Source organism: Kocuria dechangensis, from assembly GCF_014636775.1.
GTDB lineage: Bacteria > Actinomycetota > Actinomycetes > Actinomycetales > Micrococcaceae > Kocuria > Kocuria dechangensis.
This window is the reverse complement of the sequence record NZ_BMEQ01000002.1, coordinates 15,713-31,016: the sequence shown is the minus strand read 5'-3', so window position 1 is coordinate 31,016 and position 15,304 is coordinate 15,713. Positions and strand designations below refer to the sequence as shown.

The 15,304-nt window shown below is 74.4% G+C and carries 13 protein-coding genes; 7 read left to right on the top strand and 6 right to left on the bottom strand.

The window, feature by feature from the left end; translation table 11 throughout:
• Positions 1–10: 10 nt before the first annotated feature.
• Entirely contained in the window at positions 11–514 is a 504-nt protein-coding gene (locus IEW07_RS02305; protein WP_188534234.1) for an SNARE-associated domain-containing protein, read from the bottom strand.
• Positions 515–668: 154 nt separating this feature from the next.
• Here IEW07_RS02305 and IEW07_RS02300 point away from each other — a divergent pair, with 154 nt between their 5' ends.
• Positions 669–1,088 carry a hypothetical protein gene (locus tag IEW07_RS02300; protein ID WP_188534233.1) on the top strand — a complete coding sequence of 140 codons (420 nt, stop codon included), beginning with the start codon at positions 669–671 and terminating at the stop codon, positions 1,086–1,088.
• Between the two features lie 25 nt (positions 1,089–1,113).
• Here the strand turns inward: IEW07_RS02300 and IEW07_RS02295 are convergent, their stop codons facing one another.
• Both IEW07_RS02295 and IEW07_RS02290 read right to left on the bottom strand, forming a co-directional pair.
• Positions 1,114–1,830 carry a GAF and ANTAR domain-containing protein gene (locus IEW07_RS02295; RefSeq protein WP_188534232.1) on the bottom strand — a complete coding sequence of 239 codons (717 nt, stop codon included), beginning with the start codon at positions 1,828–1,830 and terminating at the stop codon, positions 1,114–1,116.
• Between the two features lie 171 nt (positions 1,831–2,001).
• A complete protein-coding gene (locus IEW07_RS02290) occupies positions 2,002–2,322 on the bottom strand; it encodes a hypothetical protein (RefSeq protein ID WP_188534231.1) in 321 nt (106 codons plus the stop codon).
• A gap of 283 nt (positions 2,323–2,605) precedes the next feature.
• On the opposite strand from IEW07_RS02290, the gene catA reads away from it, so the two are divergent.
• From catA to IEW07_RS02275, 3 genes are all read left to right on the top strand, one after another.
• Complete coding sequence (catA, locus tag IEW07_RS02285; protein WP_188534230.1) at positions 2,606–3,478, top strand: catechol 1,2-dioxygenase; 873 nt, start codon at positions 2,606–2,608, stop codon at positions 3,476–3,478.
• A gap of 284 nt (positions 3,479–3,762) precedes the next feature.
• The gene (locus IEW07_RS02280; protein WP_188534229.1) at positions 3,763–5,769 is read left to right on the top strand and encodes a penicillin-binding transpeptidase domain-containing protein; all 2,007 of its coding nucleotides are present in this window, start codon (positions 3,763–3,765) and stop codon (positions 5,767–5,769) included.
• A gap of 335 nt (positions 5,770–6,104) precedes the next feature.
• The gene (locus IEW07_RS02275; RefSeq protein ID WP_188534228.1) at positions 6,105–6,590 is read left to right on the top strand and encodes a hypothetical protein; all 486 of its coding nucleotides are present in this window, start codon (positions 6,105–6,107) and stop codon (positions 6,588–6,590) included.
• 127 nt (positions 6,591–6,717) lie between these two features.
• Here IEW07_RS02275 and IEW07_RS02270 read toward each other — a convergent pair whose 3' ends face one another.
• Positions 6,718–7,854 carry a macrolide family glycosyltransferase gene (locus IEW07_RS02270; protein WP_229741508.1) on the bottom strand — a complete coding sequence of 379 codons (1,137 nt, stop codon included), beginning with the start codon at positions 7,852–7,854 and terminating at the stop codon, positions 6,718–6,720.
• A gap of 162 nt (positions 7,855–8,016) precedes the next feature.
• On the opposite strand from IEW07_RS02270, the gene uvrA reads away from it, so the two are divergent.
• On the top strand, positions 8,017–10,497 hold the full coding sequence (gene uvrA / locus IEW07_RS02265; protein WP_188534469.1) for an excinuclease ABC subunit UvrA: 2,481 nt from the start codon (positions 8,017–8,019) through the stop codon (positions 10,495–10,497).
• 19 nt (positions 10,498–10,516) lie between these two features.
• Here uvrA and IEW07_RS02260 read toward each other — a convergent pair whose 3' ends face one another.
• Positions 10,517–11,281, bottom strand: a complete 765-nt coding sequence (locus tag IEW07_RS02260) for a YoaK family protein (protein ID WP_188534227.1) — start codon at positions 11,279–11,281, stop codon at positions 10,517–10,519.
• A gap of 69 nt (positions 11,282–11,350) precedes the next feature.
• Positions 11,351–12,145, bottom strand: coding sequence for a FadR/GntR family transcriptional regulator (locus IEW07_RS02255; RefSeq protein WP_188534226.1), 795 nt, complete (start codon positions 12,143–12,145; stop codon positions 11,351–11,353).
• Positions 12,146–12,288: 143 nt separating this feature from the next.
• On the opposite strand from IEW07_RS02255, the gene IEW07_RS02250 reads away from it, so the two are divergent.
• Together IEW07_RS02250 and IEW07_RS02245 are read left to right on the top strand one after the other, a co-directional pair.
• Positions 12,289–13,668 (top strand): GntP family permease, encoded by a 1,380-nt coding sequence (locus tag IEW07_RS02250; protein ID WP_188534225.1) that lies wholly within the window; start codon positions 12,289–12,291, stop codon positions 13,666–13,668.
• A gap of 7 nt (positions 13,669–13,675) precedes the next feature.
• Positions 13,676–15,250 carry a gluconokinase gene (locus IEW07_RS02245; RefSeq protein WP_188534224.1) on the top strand — a complete coding sequence of 525 codons (1,575 nt, stop codon included), beginning with the start codon at positions 13,676–13,678 and terminating at the stop codon, positions 15,248–15,250.
• Positions 15,251–15,304 lie beyond the last annotated feature (54 nt).

The window sequence follows — 15,304 nt, the reverse complement described above, 5'->3', positions numbered from 1 at the left end:
AGATCGCCGATCACCGCGTGGGCGTGCGGACCGGGCTCGACGAGGACCGGGCGTCCCGCCGGGCACGGCAGCGCGTGCGCGCCGTGTGCCCGGCGGCCAGGAGGACCAGGGCGACGACGACCGGCGCGATCACCCACGGCTGCTCGAGCCAGGCCCAGACCACGGCCATGCCCACGGTGCCGTAGACGACGCCCCAGATGAGGGTGCCGACGAGCATCGCGGGGATCCAGCGGTGCAGGGGCATGCGGGTGACGGCGGTGGCGAGGATGACGGCGGTCTGCAGGCCCACGGTGAGGAAGCAGGCGGGGACGGCCAGGACGCCCCACCGGTGCACGACCCGTTCGGCGCGCCGGTAGACGGCGGTGTCCATGAGCCGGCGGATCCGGTCGATGCGCCGCCCGCCCGTGGCCGCGGCCCGGCCCAGGATGAAGACGGCCGTCGTCCGGATGATGGCCACCATCCAGAAGAAGGCGATCCCCGCACCGAGCGAGAGGGACTCCAGCCATGCCTGCACACGACCAGTCTAGGGAAGGGCCGGGAGCCCCGGCGACGACAGGGTGTCACTGCGGGCGGCTGGGCCGCGCTCGCCCCGCCCGGGCGCGACCGGGACGCAGGACTGGACAAATGTCGGGTTTGATCAGGCCTTTCGCTCTGTCTATCGTCGCCCCATGGATACGAGAAGAGGACGAGCAATCATCGCCACGGGTGCTGTCGCGGCAGGGCTCTTTTCCCTCGGATGCGTCCCCCCGGAGGCCGCCCCGGAGGTTCCCCCGCTGGCGTCCCCGGCCGCCGGACCGGCCGGGTCGGGCACCGCGGACCGGTTGTCCGTGGAGGTCGCCCAGGCCGCCGGCGGGCAGGTCGCGCTGACCACCCCCGGCGGGCCGGCCCCCGGGCTGGAGCACGACTGGGTGCTGGTCGGCGGCGCTCTCGCCGCACCGCTGGAGGGCTCGCTGGAGGGAGCCGGGGCCACGGTCCCGTCGCTGCCCGACGGCCGCTACACCGTGGTGGTCACCGCCCGCGACGCCACCGGCCTCGTCAACACGGGCACCACGTCGTTCACCGTCGCGGACGGGGCGCTGGTCGCCTGACCCCCGCCGGCTGGCCGGGCCGGGTCTACAGCGAGGGCTCCTCCCCGCGCAGGACCCGGTCCGCCACCGCGAGCGGGGACCGTCCCTGCTCGCGGGACGCCGCCACCAGCCGGGCGTGGGCGCTCCGGTGGTCGATGCCGTGCCGTTCCATGAGCATGCCGGTGGCCAGCTGGACGTTCTGCCGGCTCTCCAGCGTGGCCTTGAGCGAGGAGCCCAGCTGGTGCAGGTCCTCGGGGGCGCGCGCCGCGCCCAGCAGGGTGGCCGCCGCTCCGGCGAGCAGCTCCAGCAGCCGTTCCTCGTGCTCGGTGAAGGCGTGCGGGGCGGCCGCGTAGACCTTCATGGCCCCGAGGTCCTGGCCCCGGAAGACCAGCGGGACGCCGAGCACCGACCGGATCCCGGCCTCGGCCGCGGGCCGGGACCACAGCGGCCACCGGGCGTCCACGGCGGTGTCGTCCACCCGCTGGAGGGTGGCGGTGTCCCAGGCCTTCAGGCACGGGCCCTCGCCGAGCTCGTACTGCAGCGCGTCGAGGGACTCGACCACCTCGTCGGTCGCGGCGGCGGTGGAGCAGCGCCCGTGCTCGTCGATCAGGGAGACGCCGGCCCCGGTCGCGGAGGGGACGAGGTCCCGGGCGACCTCCGCCAGCCGGCGCACCGCGTCCGTGGCGAGCTTCGAGTCCGGCAGCATGCCCTCGATGCGGGCCAGATCCCGGGCCAGCTCCTGCGGTGACTGCTCGGCAGCCATGGTCGTCTCCCTCCAGCACGGAGTCGTGCCTGGTCCGGACCTCGCGGCGGGGGTGCGCCGCACCACCATGATGCACGACGCCGCCTCCGGAGGAGCCCCGGGCGCCGGGCGAACGCCGGACATTGCGCAGGAAGTCCCGGGGGCGGCGCCGGACAGGGACGCCCGGGAACGTCAGGCGCGGGTCCCGCGCCCGGGGCCGCTGCGGCGGCCCCGGGCCACGACGTCGTCCTGCGGTCCGTGCAGGTCCGAGGAGTAGGGCGCCGGCGGCACGGACGCATGGTGGAGGAGCCCGTTGACGGCGTGCGCCAGCAGGTCGCGCTCGCGGGGCGGCAGGCGCAGGCAGCCGTGCAGATAGGCGTCCGCCTCGACCTTCCCCGCCTCACCGCCGAGACAGAAGTACTCCCACCACCAGCGGCCGAGCTCCAGCCCGGCCCGGTGGACGGCCCGGTGCAGCAGGTGCGCCTGGACGCTCCCGATGACGTCGTCGTCCATCGGCTCCCTCCCCTGAACTGCTCGTGCCCGTGAAGTGCTCGTGCCCGGAACCGGTGCCTCACCCGCGGGGCTCCGCCTCCCCATGGTCCGAACCCGTGGGCGCAGGGGCAAGCGGTTCCGCGCGCGGATGCGTGTTCCGGACCGCGGCCGCCGTTACTGGCTCTCGGCGTCGAGGGCCGTCTTCTGTGTCCTGGGCCACACGGGTGGAATATGATCGAGGGGCACGGGAGACCGGCGGTGAAGGCGGTCTCCGTCCACCGTTCGAGTGCACACGGAGGTCACCATGTCGGAAACCCGCAGGGAGAACGAGGGCACGGCTGTCGAGGCCGGCACCAAGGCGACCGAGCGCTTCACGGCCTCGGGAAAGCTGGCCAAGCTTCAGGTGCCCCAGGAGCGCGTGTCGCTGCTGGCCGGTGAGGCGATCAAGGCGATCAACGACATCGCGGTCAAGCACCAGGTCACCTACGAGGAGTACAACGCGCTGAAGGCGTGGCTGATCAAGGTCGGCACCGACGGGGAGTGGCCTTTGTTCCTGGACGTGTGGCTGGAGCACACCATCGAGGACGTCAACTCGAAGGACCGGCCGGGCACGGTCGGCACCATCGAGGGCCCCTACTACGTCCCGGGCGCCCCGGTCCTGGAGACCCCCGCGACCTTGGAGATGCGCGAGGGGGAGCCGGGCACCCCGCTGCTGTTCAAGGGCCACTTCACCGACACGCACGGCAACCCGATCCAGGGCGCGCAGGTGGAGATCTGGCACGCCGACGCCAACGGGTTCTACTCCCAGTACGCCCCGGAGCTGCCGGAGTGGCTGTTCCGCGGCACCGTGAAGGCCGACGGGAACGGCTACTTCGAGATCAACACCAAGCGCCCGGCCCCCTACCAGATCCCCACCGACGGGGCCTGCGGGCAGCTGATCAGCGCGGCCGGGTGGCACGCGTGGCGCCCGGCGCACATCCACATCAAGGTCTCGGCCCCGGGCTACCAGCTGGTCACCCAGCAGCTGTACTTCCCGGGGGACCCGCACAACGAGGACGACATCGCCTCGGCGGTCAAGCCCGAGCTGATGCTGGACCCCAAGCCGCGCACCGACGGCGGGGAGGGCGAGGAGGTCGTCTACGACTACGTGCTGGCCCACGAGGGCGAGCACAGGTAGTCGAGGGCCGGCAGCGGCCCCGCCGCGCCGGACGTCCCGGCCGCGCCGGAGCCGGGCGCCCCGGAGCCTACGCCCCCGGGGCGCCCGCCGTTGGGGCCGCCGCCTCTGCTGCCTCCGCCGGAGCCGCGTCCCGGCCTCGTCCTGACCGGACGGCGGCCCGCACCACGCCGTCCGACCCCGCCCGACGGCCGTGACCCTGGACAGCACGCCCCCGCGTCTGCTGGTGTGAAGACCTCGGCACCGTGCACAGCGGCGGCCCTCCGCCGCCCCAGAGGAAGGCCCCCATGCTCCGCAGCTCACGTTCCGCGCCCCTCCGGTCCTCGCGCAGGACCCTGGTGCCCCTGTCCACGGGGCTCTCCGTGCTCTTGGTGGCCACGGGATGCGCGGCCCTCGGCATGGACGACGGTCGCGAGACGGCCGAGGCCGTCGCCGCAGGGCTCGCCGCGGGACAGGTCGAGGAGGTGCGGTTCAGCAACGTGACCAGCACGGCCGCCCAGGAGGAGCTCGACCGGGTGACCGAGCACGCCGGCGGTCTCAGCCCCGCCGTCGAGGTCTCCGCCGTGGAAGCGACCGAGGCGGAGGACCGGCGCGAGGCGTCCCTCTCGTGGACCTGGGACCTCCCCGGGGTGGACCAGGACTGGGAGTACAGCTCCACCCTGCCCCTGGTGCGCGGCGAGGACGGCGAGTGGGCACCCGAGTGGGCCCCGGGCGTGGTCGAGCCGTCGCTCGAGGAGGGGGAGGGCCTGCGCGTCCTCCCCGTGGCCGCGGACCGGGGCGACATCCTGGGCGCCGGCGGGGAGGTCCTCGTGACGGAGCGGCCGATCCGCCGCGTGGGCATCGACAAGGCGGAGCTGGGGGACGCCGACCCGGCCGCCGCCGCCCGACGGCTGGCCGAGGTGCTGGAGATCGACCCCGACGCCTACGCCACGGCCGTGGAGCAGGGCGGGCCCGAGGCGTTCGTGGAGGCCGTCCCCCTGCGCGAGGAGGACTTCCGGGACCTGGACGCCGCGCAGGTGCAGGCGGTCCCCGGGCTGCTGGTCGTCGAGGACGAGCTGCCCCTGGCCCCCTCCCGCGGGTTCGCCCCCGACCTCCTGGGCAGCGTCTCCGAGGCCACGGCGGAGGACCTCGAGAAGTCGGGCGGCGAGATCGAGGCCGGCTCCGTGGTGGGCCGTGGCGGGCTGCAGGCGGCGTTCGACGACCGGCTGCGCGGCGAGCCCGGCGTCGTCGTCCAGAAGGTGGGTCTGCAGGAGGACGGGAGCGTCAGGCCCTCCTCGGCCACGCCCCTGCAGGAGGTCGAGCCGCAGGACGGCGAGCCGGTCGAGGTGACCCTGGACCGCGAGCTGCAGTCCGCCGCCCAGGAGCTGCTGGCGGACATCGAGTCCCCGTCCGCGATCGTGGCGGTCCGCCCGTCGACCGGGGAGCTCGTCACCGCCGCCAACGGCCCCGGCTCGGAGGGCTACTCCACCGCGCTGCTGGGCCAGTACGCCCCCGGCTCGACCTTCAAGGTGGTCACCGCCCTCGGCATGCTCCGCAAGGGGGACACCCCCGGGACGGTCGTCCAGTGCCCGCCGTCCATCACGGTCGAGGGCGTGCAGTTCAACAACGTCGAGTCCTATCCGGCGGAGTTCGTCGGGTCGATCACGCTCACCGACGCGCTCGCCCACTCCTGCAACACCAGCTTCCTGGGCCAGCACGACCGCATCAGCCAGCCCGAGCTGGTGGGCGCGGCCGCCGCCCTCGGCGTCGGGACGGAGCTGGACCTCGGCGTGCCGGTCTTCACGGGGTCCCTCCCGGAGGAGGAGGAGCCGGTCCAGCACGCGGCCGCCATGTTCGGGCAGGGGAGGACGCTCGTGTCCCCGCTGACCATGGCGAACCTCACCGCGTCCGTCGCCGCCGGGGAGCTCGTCACCCCGCGGCTGGTCGCCACCGAGGGCCTGCTCGACGACGGGGCCACGGCGCGGCCGGCCGCGGAGAACCCCCTGACCGCGCAGGAGGCGGAGCAGCTGCGCACCATGATGCGGGCGGTCGTCGCGTCCGGGCACCTGGGGATCCTCCAGGAGCTCCAGCCGGACACGGCCATCGGCAAGACCGGCACGGCGGAGTTCGGCGCCGAGGACCCGCCCCGCACGCACTCCTGGGTGATCGCCGAGCACGAGGACCTCGCCGTCGCGGTCTTCGTGGAGGACGGGGACCTCGGGTCGATCACCGGCGGCCCGATCATGCGCGACTTCCTGCAGGAGGCCGCTGCGGCCCCTACGGCCCCCTCGGCCTCCCCGGGTGGGCAGGAGTGAGCGGCCGCCGGCGGTCCGTCCCGGGGATCGTGTCGCAATCGTGTCCGTCATCTTCGACCATGTTCGACGCGCCGATCTGACCTGGGATTACGTTGGTGACGTCCCACCAAGCGCGGGGTCGCACGGGAAGCTGGGGGACAGCTCCGCGCGCCCCGCATCCTGATCGCCGTCCCCCCGGGGCCCAGCCTCCCGGAACCCGGCGGCGCATCGGTTCCGCAGTCGGCCCTCCGGAACGCCGGGCAGGTCGTGGCAGTGGGGAAGGACCTCCCGCGCGCCCGATGGACCGCACCAGCACCGAAGCGGATCCCGCTTCGAACATCGGATTGGACAGCACCATGAGAACAGCAACCAAGTCCGCCGTCGCGGCCGTCTTCGCCGCGGGCCTCGGCCTCGTCGCCGCCGCGCCGGCGCAGGCCGTCGAGGTGACGGAGGTCAGCGACGGCACGAGGATCGCCGACGGAGCGGCCGTGCAGGGAACGTTCACCGCGACCTGTACGACGGGGAACACCGTCTTCGTCTCGCTCACCGTGACCCAGCGGGTCTCCGACGGCCGGATCGCCCAGGGCAGCGACTTCGAGCAGTGGACCTGTGCCGAGGGCACGGTGGAGCTCGCCTACGACGTCGTCGCGTACACCATGGCCTTCGAGGACGGGGATGCCGTCGTCTCCGGCTACCTGCAGGAGTGCCAGGCCGAGTTCTGCGGCAGCGGCACCGCCATGCCGCTGCGGATCATCCAGCTCAGCACGGATGACGGCACCGACAACGGTGCTGACGACGGGACCGACAACGGAGCTGACGACGGCACCGACGACGGCATGTAGCAGCGGCCCTCGGTGCGGCCGGCGCACCGGAGCCGTCGAGGAGCGCCATCCGGCCCTGCCGGGTGGCGCTCCTCCGCGAGGTCCCGGACCGTCCGGGCGTCACCGTCCGGGCGTCACCGTCCGGGCGTCACCGGACGAGGCGCTCCACCGCGTCGGCGGCGTTCTCCGGACCGCCCAGGGCGCGCACCTCCTCCTGGAGCTCCATGGCCCGGGCCGTGCGGGAGAGCGCCTCGCGCACGGCCTCGTGCAGCCGGGCGCCGGTGAGCTCGTCCTCGGCCAGCCGCACGCCCGCGCCGATCTGCTCGAGCATCCCGGCGTTCACGAACTGGTCCACGGCCTGGGGCAGGGCCACGGTGGGCACCCCGTACCACAGCGACTCCGAGGCGCCGCCCATGCCGGCGTGGGTGACGAAGACGTCCGCGTGCTGGAGCACGTCCAGCTGGGGCTGGGTCCGCCGGGCCTCGGTCCCGGGCGGGAGCGGCTCCAGCCGCGCGGGGTCCACCTTGCCGGTGGCGATCACCAGGCGGTGGTCGTCGGAGAGGTGCTCGATGCACAGCCGGTAGATGTCCTCCCGGTCGGTGTACGAGGTGCCGAGGGACACGTAGACGAGCGGCCGGTCGTCGCCGGGCGCGGGCCTCCACCCCTGGAGCCGGGCGGGATCGATGCAGGGGCCCGCGAAGACGTACCGCCCGGCCACCCGGTCCGCGTTCGGCTGGAGCACCCGGGGGATGAGCACCACGCACCGGTCCGGGCGCCCGATGAACTCCTCGGCGTCCGCCGTCACGCCGTGCACGTCGAGCCACGCCCGGAGCGCGGCGAAGTAGTGGGCTCCGCTCGGCGAGGCCTTGAGGGCGGCCGTCTGCTCGGCCGTCTCCTCGTCCATCCCCTCCCACGCCACCCAGGTGGGGGAGAGCTGGACGGCGGGGACGCCCCACACCGCGGCCTTGAGCCGCCCGGCGAACCCGCCGATGTCGTAGAGCACCGCGTCCGGGCGGTCCGCACGGTCCAGCACCGGGGCCACCGCGATCGCCTCGTCGAGGAACACCCGCATGGCCTCGCCGGTGTCCTCGGGCCACGGCTCGTCGGGGCCCGGCATGATCGTGGGGTGGGTCAGCAGCTCGGCGCCGGTGGGCGCCACCAGGTCCGCGTGCCGCTCGCCGACGACGTACGTGACCCGGTGGCCCCGGCGGACCAGCTCGGCGATCAGGGCAAGACCCGGGTAGATGTGACTGGGGGCGGAGACCCCCGCCATGAGCAGGTGCACGACGTCCTCCTTCGGTGGCTTCGGGCACCTCCATGCTGGCCGCCCCGAGGGGCGTTGACCACCCCCGGCCGGGGTCCGTCCGCCCGGGTCGCTAGGGTGGACGCGGTGAGCACACATCCCACCCCTGCCCCCACGCCCTCCGCCCCGACCGACGTCCGCGGCATGGTCCGCGTGCGCGGGGCCGCGGAGAACAACCTGCGCACCGTCGACGTCGACGTCCCCCGCGACGCAATCGTCGCGTTCACCGGGGTCTCCGGGTCCGGGAAGTCCTCCCTCGCCTTCGGCACGATCTACGCCGAGGCGCAGCGGCGCTACCTCGAGTCCGTGGCCCCCTACGCCCGGCGGCTGATCCAGCAGGGCCACAACCCCGCGGTCGAGCAGATCACCGGGCTGCCGCCGGCCGTGGCGCTGCAGCAGCGGAGGGGCACGCCGAGCTCCCGCTCCACGGTGGGCACCCTCACCACGCTCTCCAACTCGATGCGCATGCTCTTCTCCCGCGCCGGGACCTACCCCGCGGACGCCGCCGGGAGCCTGGACTCGGACGCCTTCTCGCCGAACACCTCCGCCGGCGCCTGCCGGGAGTGCTCGGGCCTGGGCACCGTCCACGCCGTGACCGAGTCCTCCCTGGTCCCGGACCCGGAGCTGAGCATCCGGGACGGGGCCGTCGCCGCCTGGCCGGGCGCCTGGCAGGGCAAGAACCTGCGCGACATCCTCGCCCACCTGGGCCACGACCTCGACGTCCCCTGGCGGGAGCTGCCGCAGGAGGAACGGGACTGGATCCTGTTCACCGAGGAGCAGCCCGTGGTGGAGGTGACCCCCCAGCGCGACCGCGTGGCGAAGCCGTACAAGGGCCGCTTCTGGAGCGCGAAGAGCTACGTGCTGCACACCCTCGCGGACTCGGCCAGCCGGCCGATGCGCCAGCGCGTCCTGCAGTACGTCGTCACCGGCCCCTGCCCCGTCTGCCACGGCAGCGGCCTGCGCCCCGAGGCGCTCGCCGTGACGTTCGCCGGGCGGAGCATCGCCGAGCTCAACGACGTGCCCCTCACGGAGCTCGCCGAGGTCGTGCGCCCCACCACCGTCCTGGAGGGCGCCGGCACGGCCTCCCGGGCGGCGTCCTCGGGCGAGCGCACCAAGGTGGCCGTGACCATCACGCGGGACCTGCTGGCCCGGCTGCAGGTGCTCATCGACCTGGGCCTGGGCTACCTGAGCCTGCACCGGTCCACGCCCACCCTCTCCCCCGGGGAGATCCAGCGGCTGCGCATCGCCACCCAGCTGCGGTCCGGGCTGTTCGGGGTCGTCTACGTCCTGGACGAGCCGTCCGCGGGCCTGCACCCCGCCGACGCCGAGCCGCTGCTGGGGGTCCTGGAGGAGCTGCGCGAGGCGGGCAACTCCGTGTTCGTCGTGGAGCACGACATGAACGTGGTCCGGCGCGCCGACTGGGTGGTCGACGTCGGGCCCCAGGCCGGCGACCGCGGCGGCGAGGTGCTCTACAGCGGGCCGGTGGCCGGCCTCGCGGAGGTGGCCGCCTCCGCGACGCGGCCGTTCCTCTTCCCCGAGCAGCGGGACGACGACGCCCGCCCGGCCGGCGCCGGCCGCCCCCGCGAGCAGTGGCTGCGGCTGCGGGGGATCACCCGGCACAACCTGCGGGAGCTCGACGTCGAGCTCCCGCTGGGCGTGCTCACCGCCGTCACGGGGGTCTCGGGCTCGGGCAAGTCCACGCTGGTCAGCCAGGTCCTCGCCGAGACGGTCGGCCGGCACGTCAACGGGGACGACGCGGACGGCGGGACCGGGACGGACGAGGAGGAGGCGGACGGGCCCGCCACGGCCGAGACCCGGCTGCGCGGCGTCGAGGGGCTCGAGCACCTGGACCGCCTGATCCGCGTGGACCAGCGGCCCATCGGCCGGACTCCGCGCTCCAACCTGGCCACCTACACCGGGCTGTTCGACGCCGTGCGCAAGCTCTTCGCCGCCACGGACGAGGCCCGCTCCCGCGGCTGGGGACCCGGGCGGTTCTCCTTCAACGTGGTCGGCGGCCGCTGCGAGACCTGCCAGGGCGAGGGCTTCGTGGCCGTCGAGCTGCTCTTCCTCCCGGGCACCTACGGACCCTGCCCGGAGTGCCGGGGGGCCCGCTACAACCCGGAGACGCTGGAGGTGACCCACCGGGGCCGGAGCATCGCGGACGTCCTGGGGATGCGGGTGGAGGAGGCCGTGGACTTCCTCGCCGACGTCCCGGCCGCCGCGCGCGGGCTGGGCGCGCTGCTCGACGTGGGGCTCGGCTACCTCCGGCTGGGCCAGCCCGCCACGGAGCTGTCGGGCGGGGAGGCCCAGCGCATCAAGCTGGCCACCGAGCTGCAGCGGGCCCGCCGCGGGCACACCCTCTACCTGCTCGACGAGCCGACCACGGGCCTGCACCCGCAGGACGTCCGGCTGCTGCTGGCCCAGCTGAACCGGCTCGTGGACGCCGGCAACACCGTGGTCGTGGTGGAGCACGCCATGGACGTCGTCGCCGCGGCCGACTGGGTCGTGGACATGGGGCCCGGCGGGGGCGGGGGCGGCGGCCGCGTCGTGTGCACGGGCGCGCCGCGGGACGTGGCCCGGTGCGACCGGAGCCGGACGGCGCCGTACCTGGCCGCGGCGCTGTGACGGCGCCGGCCGGCCGGGGTCAGAGGAACACGCGGGCCGGCCGCCCGCGCTGCCGGGCGAGGTCGCGGGCCACGGGCCGGTAGGCCAGGACCAGCAGCAGCTGGGCGACGGGGACGAGGAACGAGAACCCCACCGCCAGGCAGCCGAGCGTCCCGGCCACGCCGCCCAGGAGGAACAGCCCCACGAGCGTGGCCAGCAGCCGCAGCTTCCGCGGGTCCCCGCGGACGGGGTCGGTGCCGGGCGTGCGGTTGGGGTAGAGGAGCTTGCCGAGCTCGATGGCGATGTCGGTGATCATCCCGGTCACATGGGTGGTGCGCACGGGCACGTCCGCCACCTTGGTGATCAGGGCGTTCTGCAGGCCCATGGTGAAGCACAGGACGCCGACCGAGACCAGGTCCCGGTGCTCGCCCCGGAATGCCTCGGCGGTCAGGCCGAAGCCCAGGATCAGGGCGCCCTCGAACGCCACGACGTTGGCGAACCGGCAGCCGAGACCGCGGCGGCGCCCCCAGTTGAACAGCAGCGTGCACCAGATCCCGCCCAGGACGAACGACCCGAGCCCCACGGCGCTGATCGACAGGAGCTCGACGTCGCGGTCCACCAGGTGGTCGGCCATGGTCGCGGTCAGGCCGGTCATGTGCGAGGTGTAGAGGGCCACGGCCACGAACCCCGCGGAGTTGAGCATCCCGGCCACGAGGATCAGCAGGCAGGCCAGGTGGAGGTCGTAGCGGGGGGTGCGGCGAGCCCCCGAGACGAGCGAGAGGTAGCCGGTGACAGGTGTGGCCATCCCTCCACCCTAGGAACGGGCCGGGGGCCGGTTCAGCGGACTATCGGCCAGACCGGTCCGTGTTCCCCGTCAGACCGTCCCCGTCACGCCGTCCCCTGTCACGGCGTCTCCTGTCGCGTCGTCCCCCGCCATATCGTCCCCTGCCACGTCGTCCACCGGCACCGCGGGGGTCTCGCCGAGCACCTCGTCCAGGACCTCCGTCACCACGGCTCGCGCGCGCTCCTCGGCGCGGGCGGGGTCCCCGTCCGCGACGGCCGCGGCCGTGGCCTCGTGGTCCTCGATCGCGCCCGGGTCCGGCCGGGCCGGCATGAGCCCCAGGGCGGTGCGGCCGGAGAGCACCTCGGCCACCACGTCCCCCAGGGCGGCGAGCATGGGGTTGCCGCTCGCCGCCAGCAGCAGCTGGTGGAAGGCGACGTCCACGGCGAGGTACTCCGGGTCCGTGCCCCGGCCGGCCTGGCCCAGCTCCCGCAGCTCGGCGGCCAGCCCGACCAGGCGCCGCCGGTCGGCGGCGGCGGCGCGGCCGGCCGCCAGGCGGGCGGCCACGGGTTCGATCGCCGAGCGCAGCTCCGTGAGGGCCAGCAGCTGGGCGTCCCGCCCGGGCCCGTTCAGCCGCCACCGGATCAGCCGGGGGTCGAACGGGTTCCAGTCCTGCGGCGGTAGGACGGTGACGCCCACGCGCCGCCGGGACGCCACCATGCCCATGGACTCCAGGACGCGCACGACCTCGCGCACGAGCGTGCGCGAGACCCCGAACTCCTTCTCCAGGCCCGCCAGGGTGAGGACGGTGCCCGGGGGCCGGGCGCCCGAGGCGATGCTCCCGCCCAACCGGTCCAGCACCCCGCTGTGCTGCTCCACGCCGTGCATGGCTCCTCCGTCCGCGCGGCCCGCGGGGGATGCGGCTCCCGCGGTTGCCAAAAGTATGATCTTTCTGCCAGCCTAGCGTGTGTCGTGGATCACGACGACACCCCGCGGCCTGACCACAGGCACGAGACCACCGGAGATGCTCAGTGGAAGACTGGACACAGACCCTCGGCACGGCGCCCCTGCTCGCCATCGCCGCCGGAGCCATCGCGCTCATCCTCATCCTCGTCATCAGGTTCAAGGTCCACGCGTTCCTCACGCTGGTCCTGGTGGCCCTGCTGACGGCCTTCGCCACCGGCATCCCGCGCGACGTCCTCGTGGACACCGCGGTGGAGGCCTTCGGCGCGACGCTGGGCCCGGTGGCCCTGCTCATCGGCCTCGGCGCGATGCTCGGCAAGATGGTCGAGCACAGCGGTGGGGCCATGGCGCTCGCCGACAGGCTCGTGGACGTCTTCGGCGAGAAGCGCGCGCCCTTCGCCCTCGGCGTGGCCTCGCTGATCATGGGCTTCCCCATCTTCTTCGACGCCGGCCTGGTCGTCATGCTGCCGATCATCTTCGCCGTGGCCCGCCGTCTGGGGGGCAACAACGTGCTCCTCTACGGCATGCCCGCCGCCGCGGCGTTCTCCGTGATGCACGTGTTCGTGCCGCCGCACCCGGGCCCCGTGGCCGCCACCGAGCTCTACGGCGCGGACCTCGGCCTGGTCCTGCTCATCGGCCTGCTGCTGGCCTTCCCCCTTTGGTACGTCTCCGGCTACCTCTGGGGCAAGCGCGTGGGCACCAAGTACGTCCTCCCGGTGCCCGGCTTCTTCGGGGAGATCGACCCCGACCAGCCGAAGAACCCGCCGAAGGTCGGCACCATCATCGCCATGCTGCTGCTGCCGCTCGTGCTGATCTTCATGAACACGGGCCTGAACTTCCTGCGCGCCGCGGGGGTGGTCTCCGCCGACGAGGGATGGGTGCAGTTGCTCTCCGCCCTCGGCGAGTCCCCGGTGGCCCTGCTGATCTCCGTCCTCGTGGCCACCTTCGTGCTCGGCAGCCGCCGCGGTGAGCACGGCACCGCCCTGGAGAAGGTCCTCGACTCCTCCCTGGGCCCCGTCTGCTCGGTCATCCTCATCACCGGTGCCGGCGGCATGTTCGGGGGCATCCTGCGGGCCTCCGGCATCGGGGACGCCCTCTCCTCGTCGCTCGGCGGCCTGGGTCTGCCCGTCATCGTCGCGGCCTACCTCATCGCGGTGATCCTGCGCCTGGCCCAGGGCTCGGCGACCGTCGCCCTCGTCACCGCCGCCGGCCTCATGGCCCCGGCCGTGGCCGCCGGCGGCTTCAACGCCGTGCAGGTCGCCGCCATCACCCTGGCCACCGCCGCGGGCTCCGTGTTCGCCAGCCACGTCAACGACTCCGGCTTCTGGCTGGTCGGGCGCCTCATGGGCATGGACGTCAAGACCACCCTGAAGACCTGGACGGTCCAGCAGGCGCTGGAGTCCGTGCTGGGCTTCGCCATCGTCCTCGCGATCTTCTACGTCGCCTGAGGGACCGGTGCGCACGCCCGACGACGCCGCACCTCCCGCCGGGGCCGCTCCCGGCGGGGAGCCCGCCCCGGTCGTGGTGGGCGTGGACATCGGCACCACCGCCACCAAGGCCGTCGCCTTCACCCGGGCGGGGGAACAGGTGGCCTGCCGCTCGGCGGGCTACCCGCTGGAGGAGCCCCTCCCGGGCCGCGCCGAGCAGGACCCCCGGCTGATCCTGGCCGCGGTGCTGGAGACGGTCCGCGGGGTCGTCGAGGAGGTCGGGGCCGGCCGCGTGGCCGGGCTGTCCTTCAGCGCCGCGATGCACAGCCTGCTCGGTCTCGACGCCGCGGGGGAGCCGCTGACCCCGCTGATCACCTGGGCGGACGCCCGCGCCGGCGCGCAGGCCGAGCGTCTGCGCGCCGGCCCCGGCGGCCTGGAGCTGCACCGGCGCACCGGCACCCCCGTCCACCCGATGTCCCCGCTGACCAAGCTCGTCCGGTTCCGGGAGGAGGAGCCCGGCCTGTGCGAGCGGGTCCGGTGCTGGGCCGGGATCAAGGAGTTCGTGCTGCTGCGGCTGTGCGGGCGGCTCGTGACGGACCACTCGCTGGCCTCGGCCACCGGCCTGCTGAACCTGCAGGACCTGGACTGGGACGCCGAGGCCCTCTCCCTCGCCGGGATCGGCCCCGGGAAGCTCCCCCGCCTGGTGCCCACCACCGAGGTCCTGCCCGGCCTGACCCCCGACGCCGCCCGGACGACCGGGCTGCCCCGGGACACCCCCGTGGTGGTCGGGGCCGGCGACGGCCCGCTGGCCAACCTGGGCCTGGGCGCCGTCCGCCCGGGCGTCGTGGCGTGCTCGATCGGCACGAGCGGGGCGCTGCGCGTCGTCGTCGACCGCCCCGTGGTGGATCCCCGGGGGCGGGTGTTCTGCTACGCCCTCGCCCCCGGCCGCTGGGTCGTGGGCGGAGCGGTCAACAACGGCGGGGTGGTGCTCGGCTGGGCCGGCGACGCCCTCGCCCCGGACCTGGGGGAGGGCTCCGCCGAGGAGCTGCTCGCGCTGGCCGGACGGGCGCCGGCCGGCGCCGGCGGCCTCATGATGCTGCCCTGCCTCCTGGGGGAGCGGGCACCGCACTGGATCTCCATACCGCGCGGGGCATATGTCGGTCTGACCCGGGCCCACCGGCGCGAGCACCTGGTGCGGGCGGCGCTGGAGGGCGTGTGCCAGCAGCTGGCGCTCGTCCTGGAGTCCCTGCGCTGCGCCGGGCTGGAGGTCTCTGAGGTCCGGGCGACCGGCGGCTTCGCCCGGAGCCCGCTGTGGCGGCAGCTGCTCGCCGACGTCCTCGGCACGGACGTCTCCTTCGCCCGGGCGCACGACGGCTCCGGGTTCGGCGCGGCCCTGCTCGGGATGCAGGCGCTGGGGCTGGTGGAGTCGGTCGACGTGGCGGCGGAGCTCGTCGCGGTGGACACGACGGTCCGCCCGCGGGCGGAGGACGCGGCCATCCACGCCTCCCTGCGGCCGGTGTTCGGGGGGCTGCACGACGCGCTGGCCCCGGCGTTCACCGCGCTGCGGGACCTGGCGCCGTCGCTGCCGCTCGGGCGTGCGTGAGGCGCCGGATGTCCCCGCGGGAACTCCCGCGGGGACATCCGGCGCCTCAGGCAC

Bases quoted from the DNA above. Each gene is read 5' to 3' on its own strand.
- catA (WP_188534230.1), top strand. From the start codon at position 2,606: ATGTCGGAAACCCGCAGGGAGAACGAGGGCACGGCTGTCGAGGCCGGC.
- IEW07_RS02275 (WP_188534228.1), top strand. From the start codon at position 6,105: ATGAGAACAGCAACCAAGTCCGCCGTCGCGGCCGTCTTCGCCGCGGGC.
- IEW07_RS02255 (WP_188534226.1), bottom strand. From the start codon at position 12,145: ATGCACGGCGTGGAGCAGCACAGCGGGGTGCTGGACCGGTTGGGCGGG.
- uvrA (WP_188534469.1), top strand. From the start codon at position 8,017: ATGGTCCGCGTGCGCGGGGCCGCGGAGAACAACCTGCGCACCGTCGAC.
- IEW07_RS02295 (WP_188534232.1), bottom strand. From the start codon at position 1,830: ATGGCTGCCGAGCAGTCACCGCAGGAGCTGGCCCGGGATCTGGCCCGC.
- IEW07_RS02290 (WP_188534231.1), bottom strand. From the start codon at position 2,322: ATGGACGACGACGTCATCGGGAGCGTCCAGGCGCACCTGCTGCACCGG.
- IEW07_RS02280 (WP_188534229.1), top strand. From the start codon at position 3,763: ATGCTCCGCAGCTCACGTTCCGCGCCCCTCCGGTCCTCGCGCAGGACC.
- IEW07_RS02300 (WP_188534233.1), top strand. From the start codon at position 669: ATGGATACGAGAAGAGGACGAGCAATCATCGCCACGGGTGCTGTCGCG.
- IEW07_RS02260 (WP_188534227.1), bottom strand. From the start codon at position 11,281: ATGGCCACACCTGTCACCGGCTACCTCTCGCTCGTCTCGGGGGCTCGC.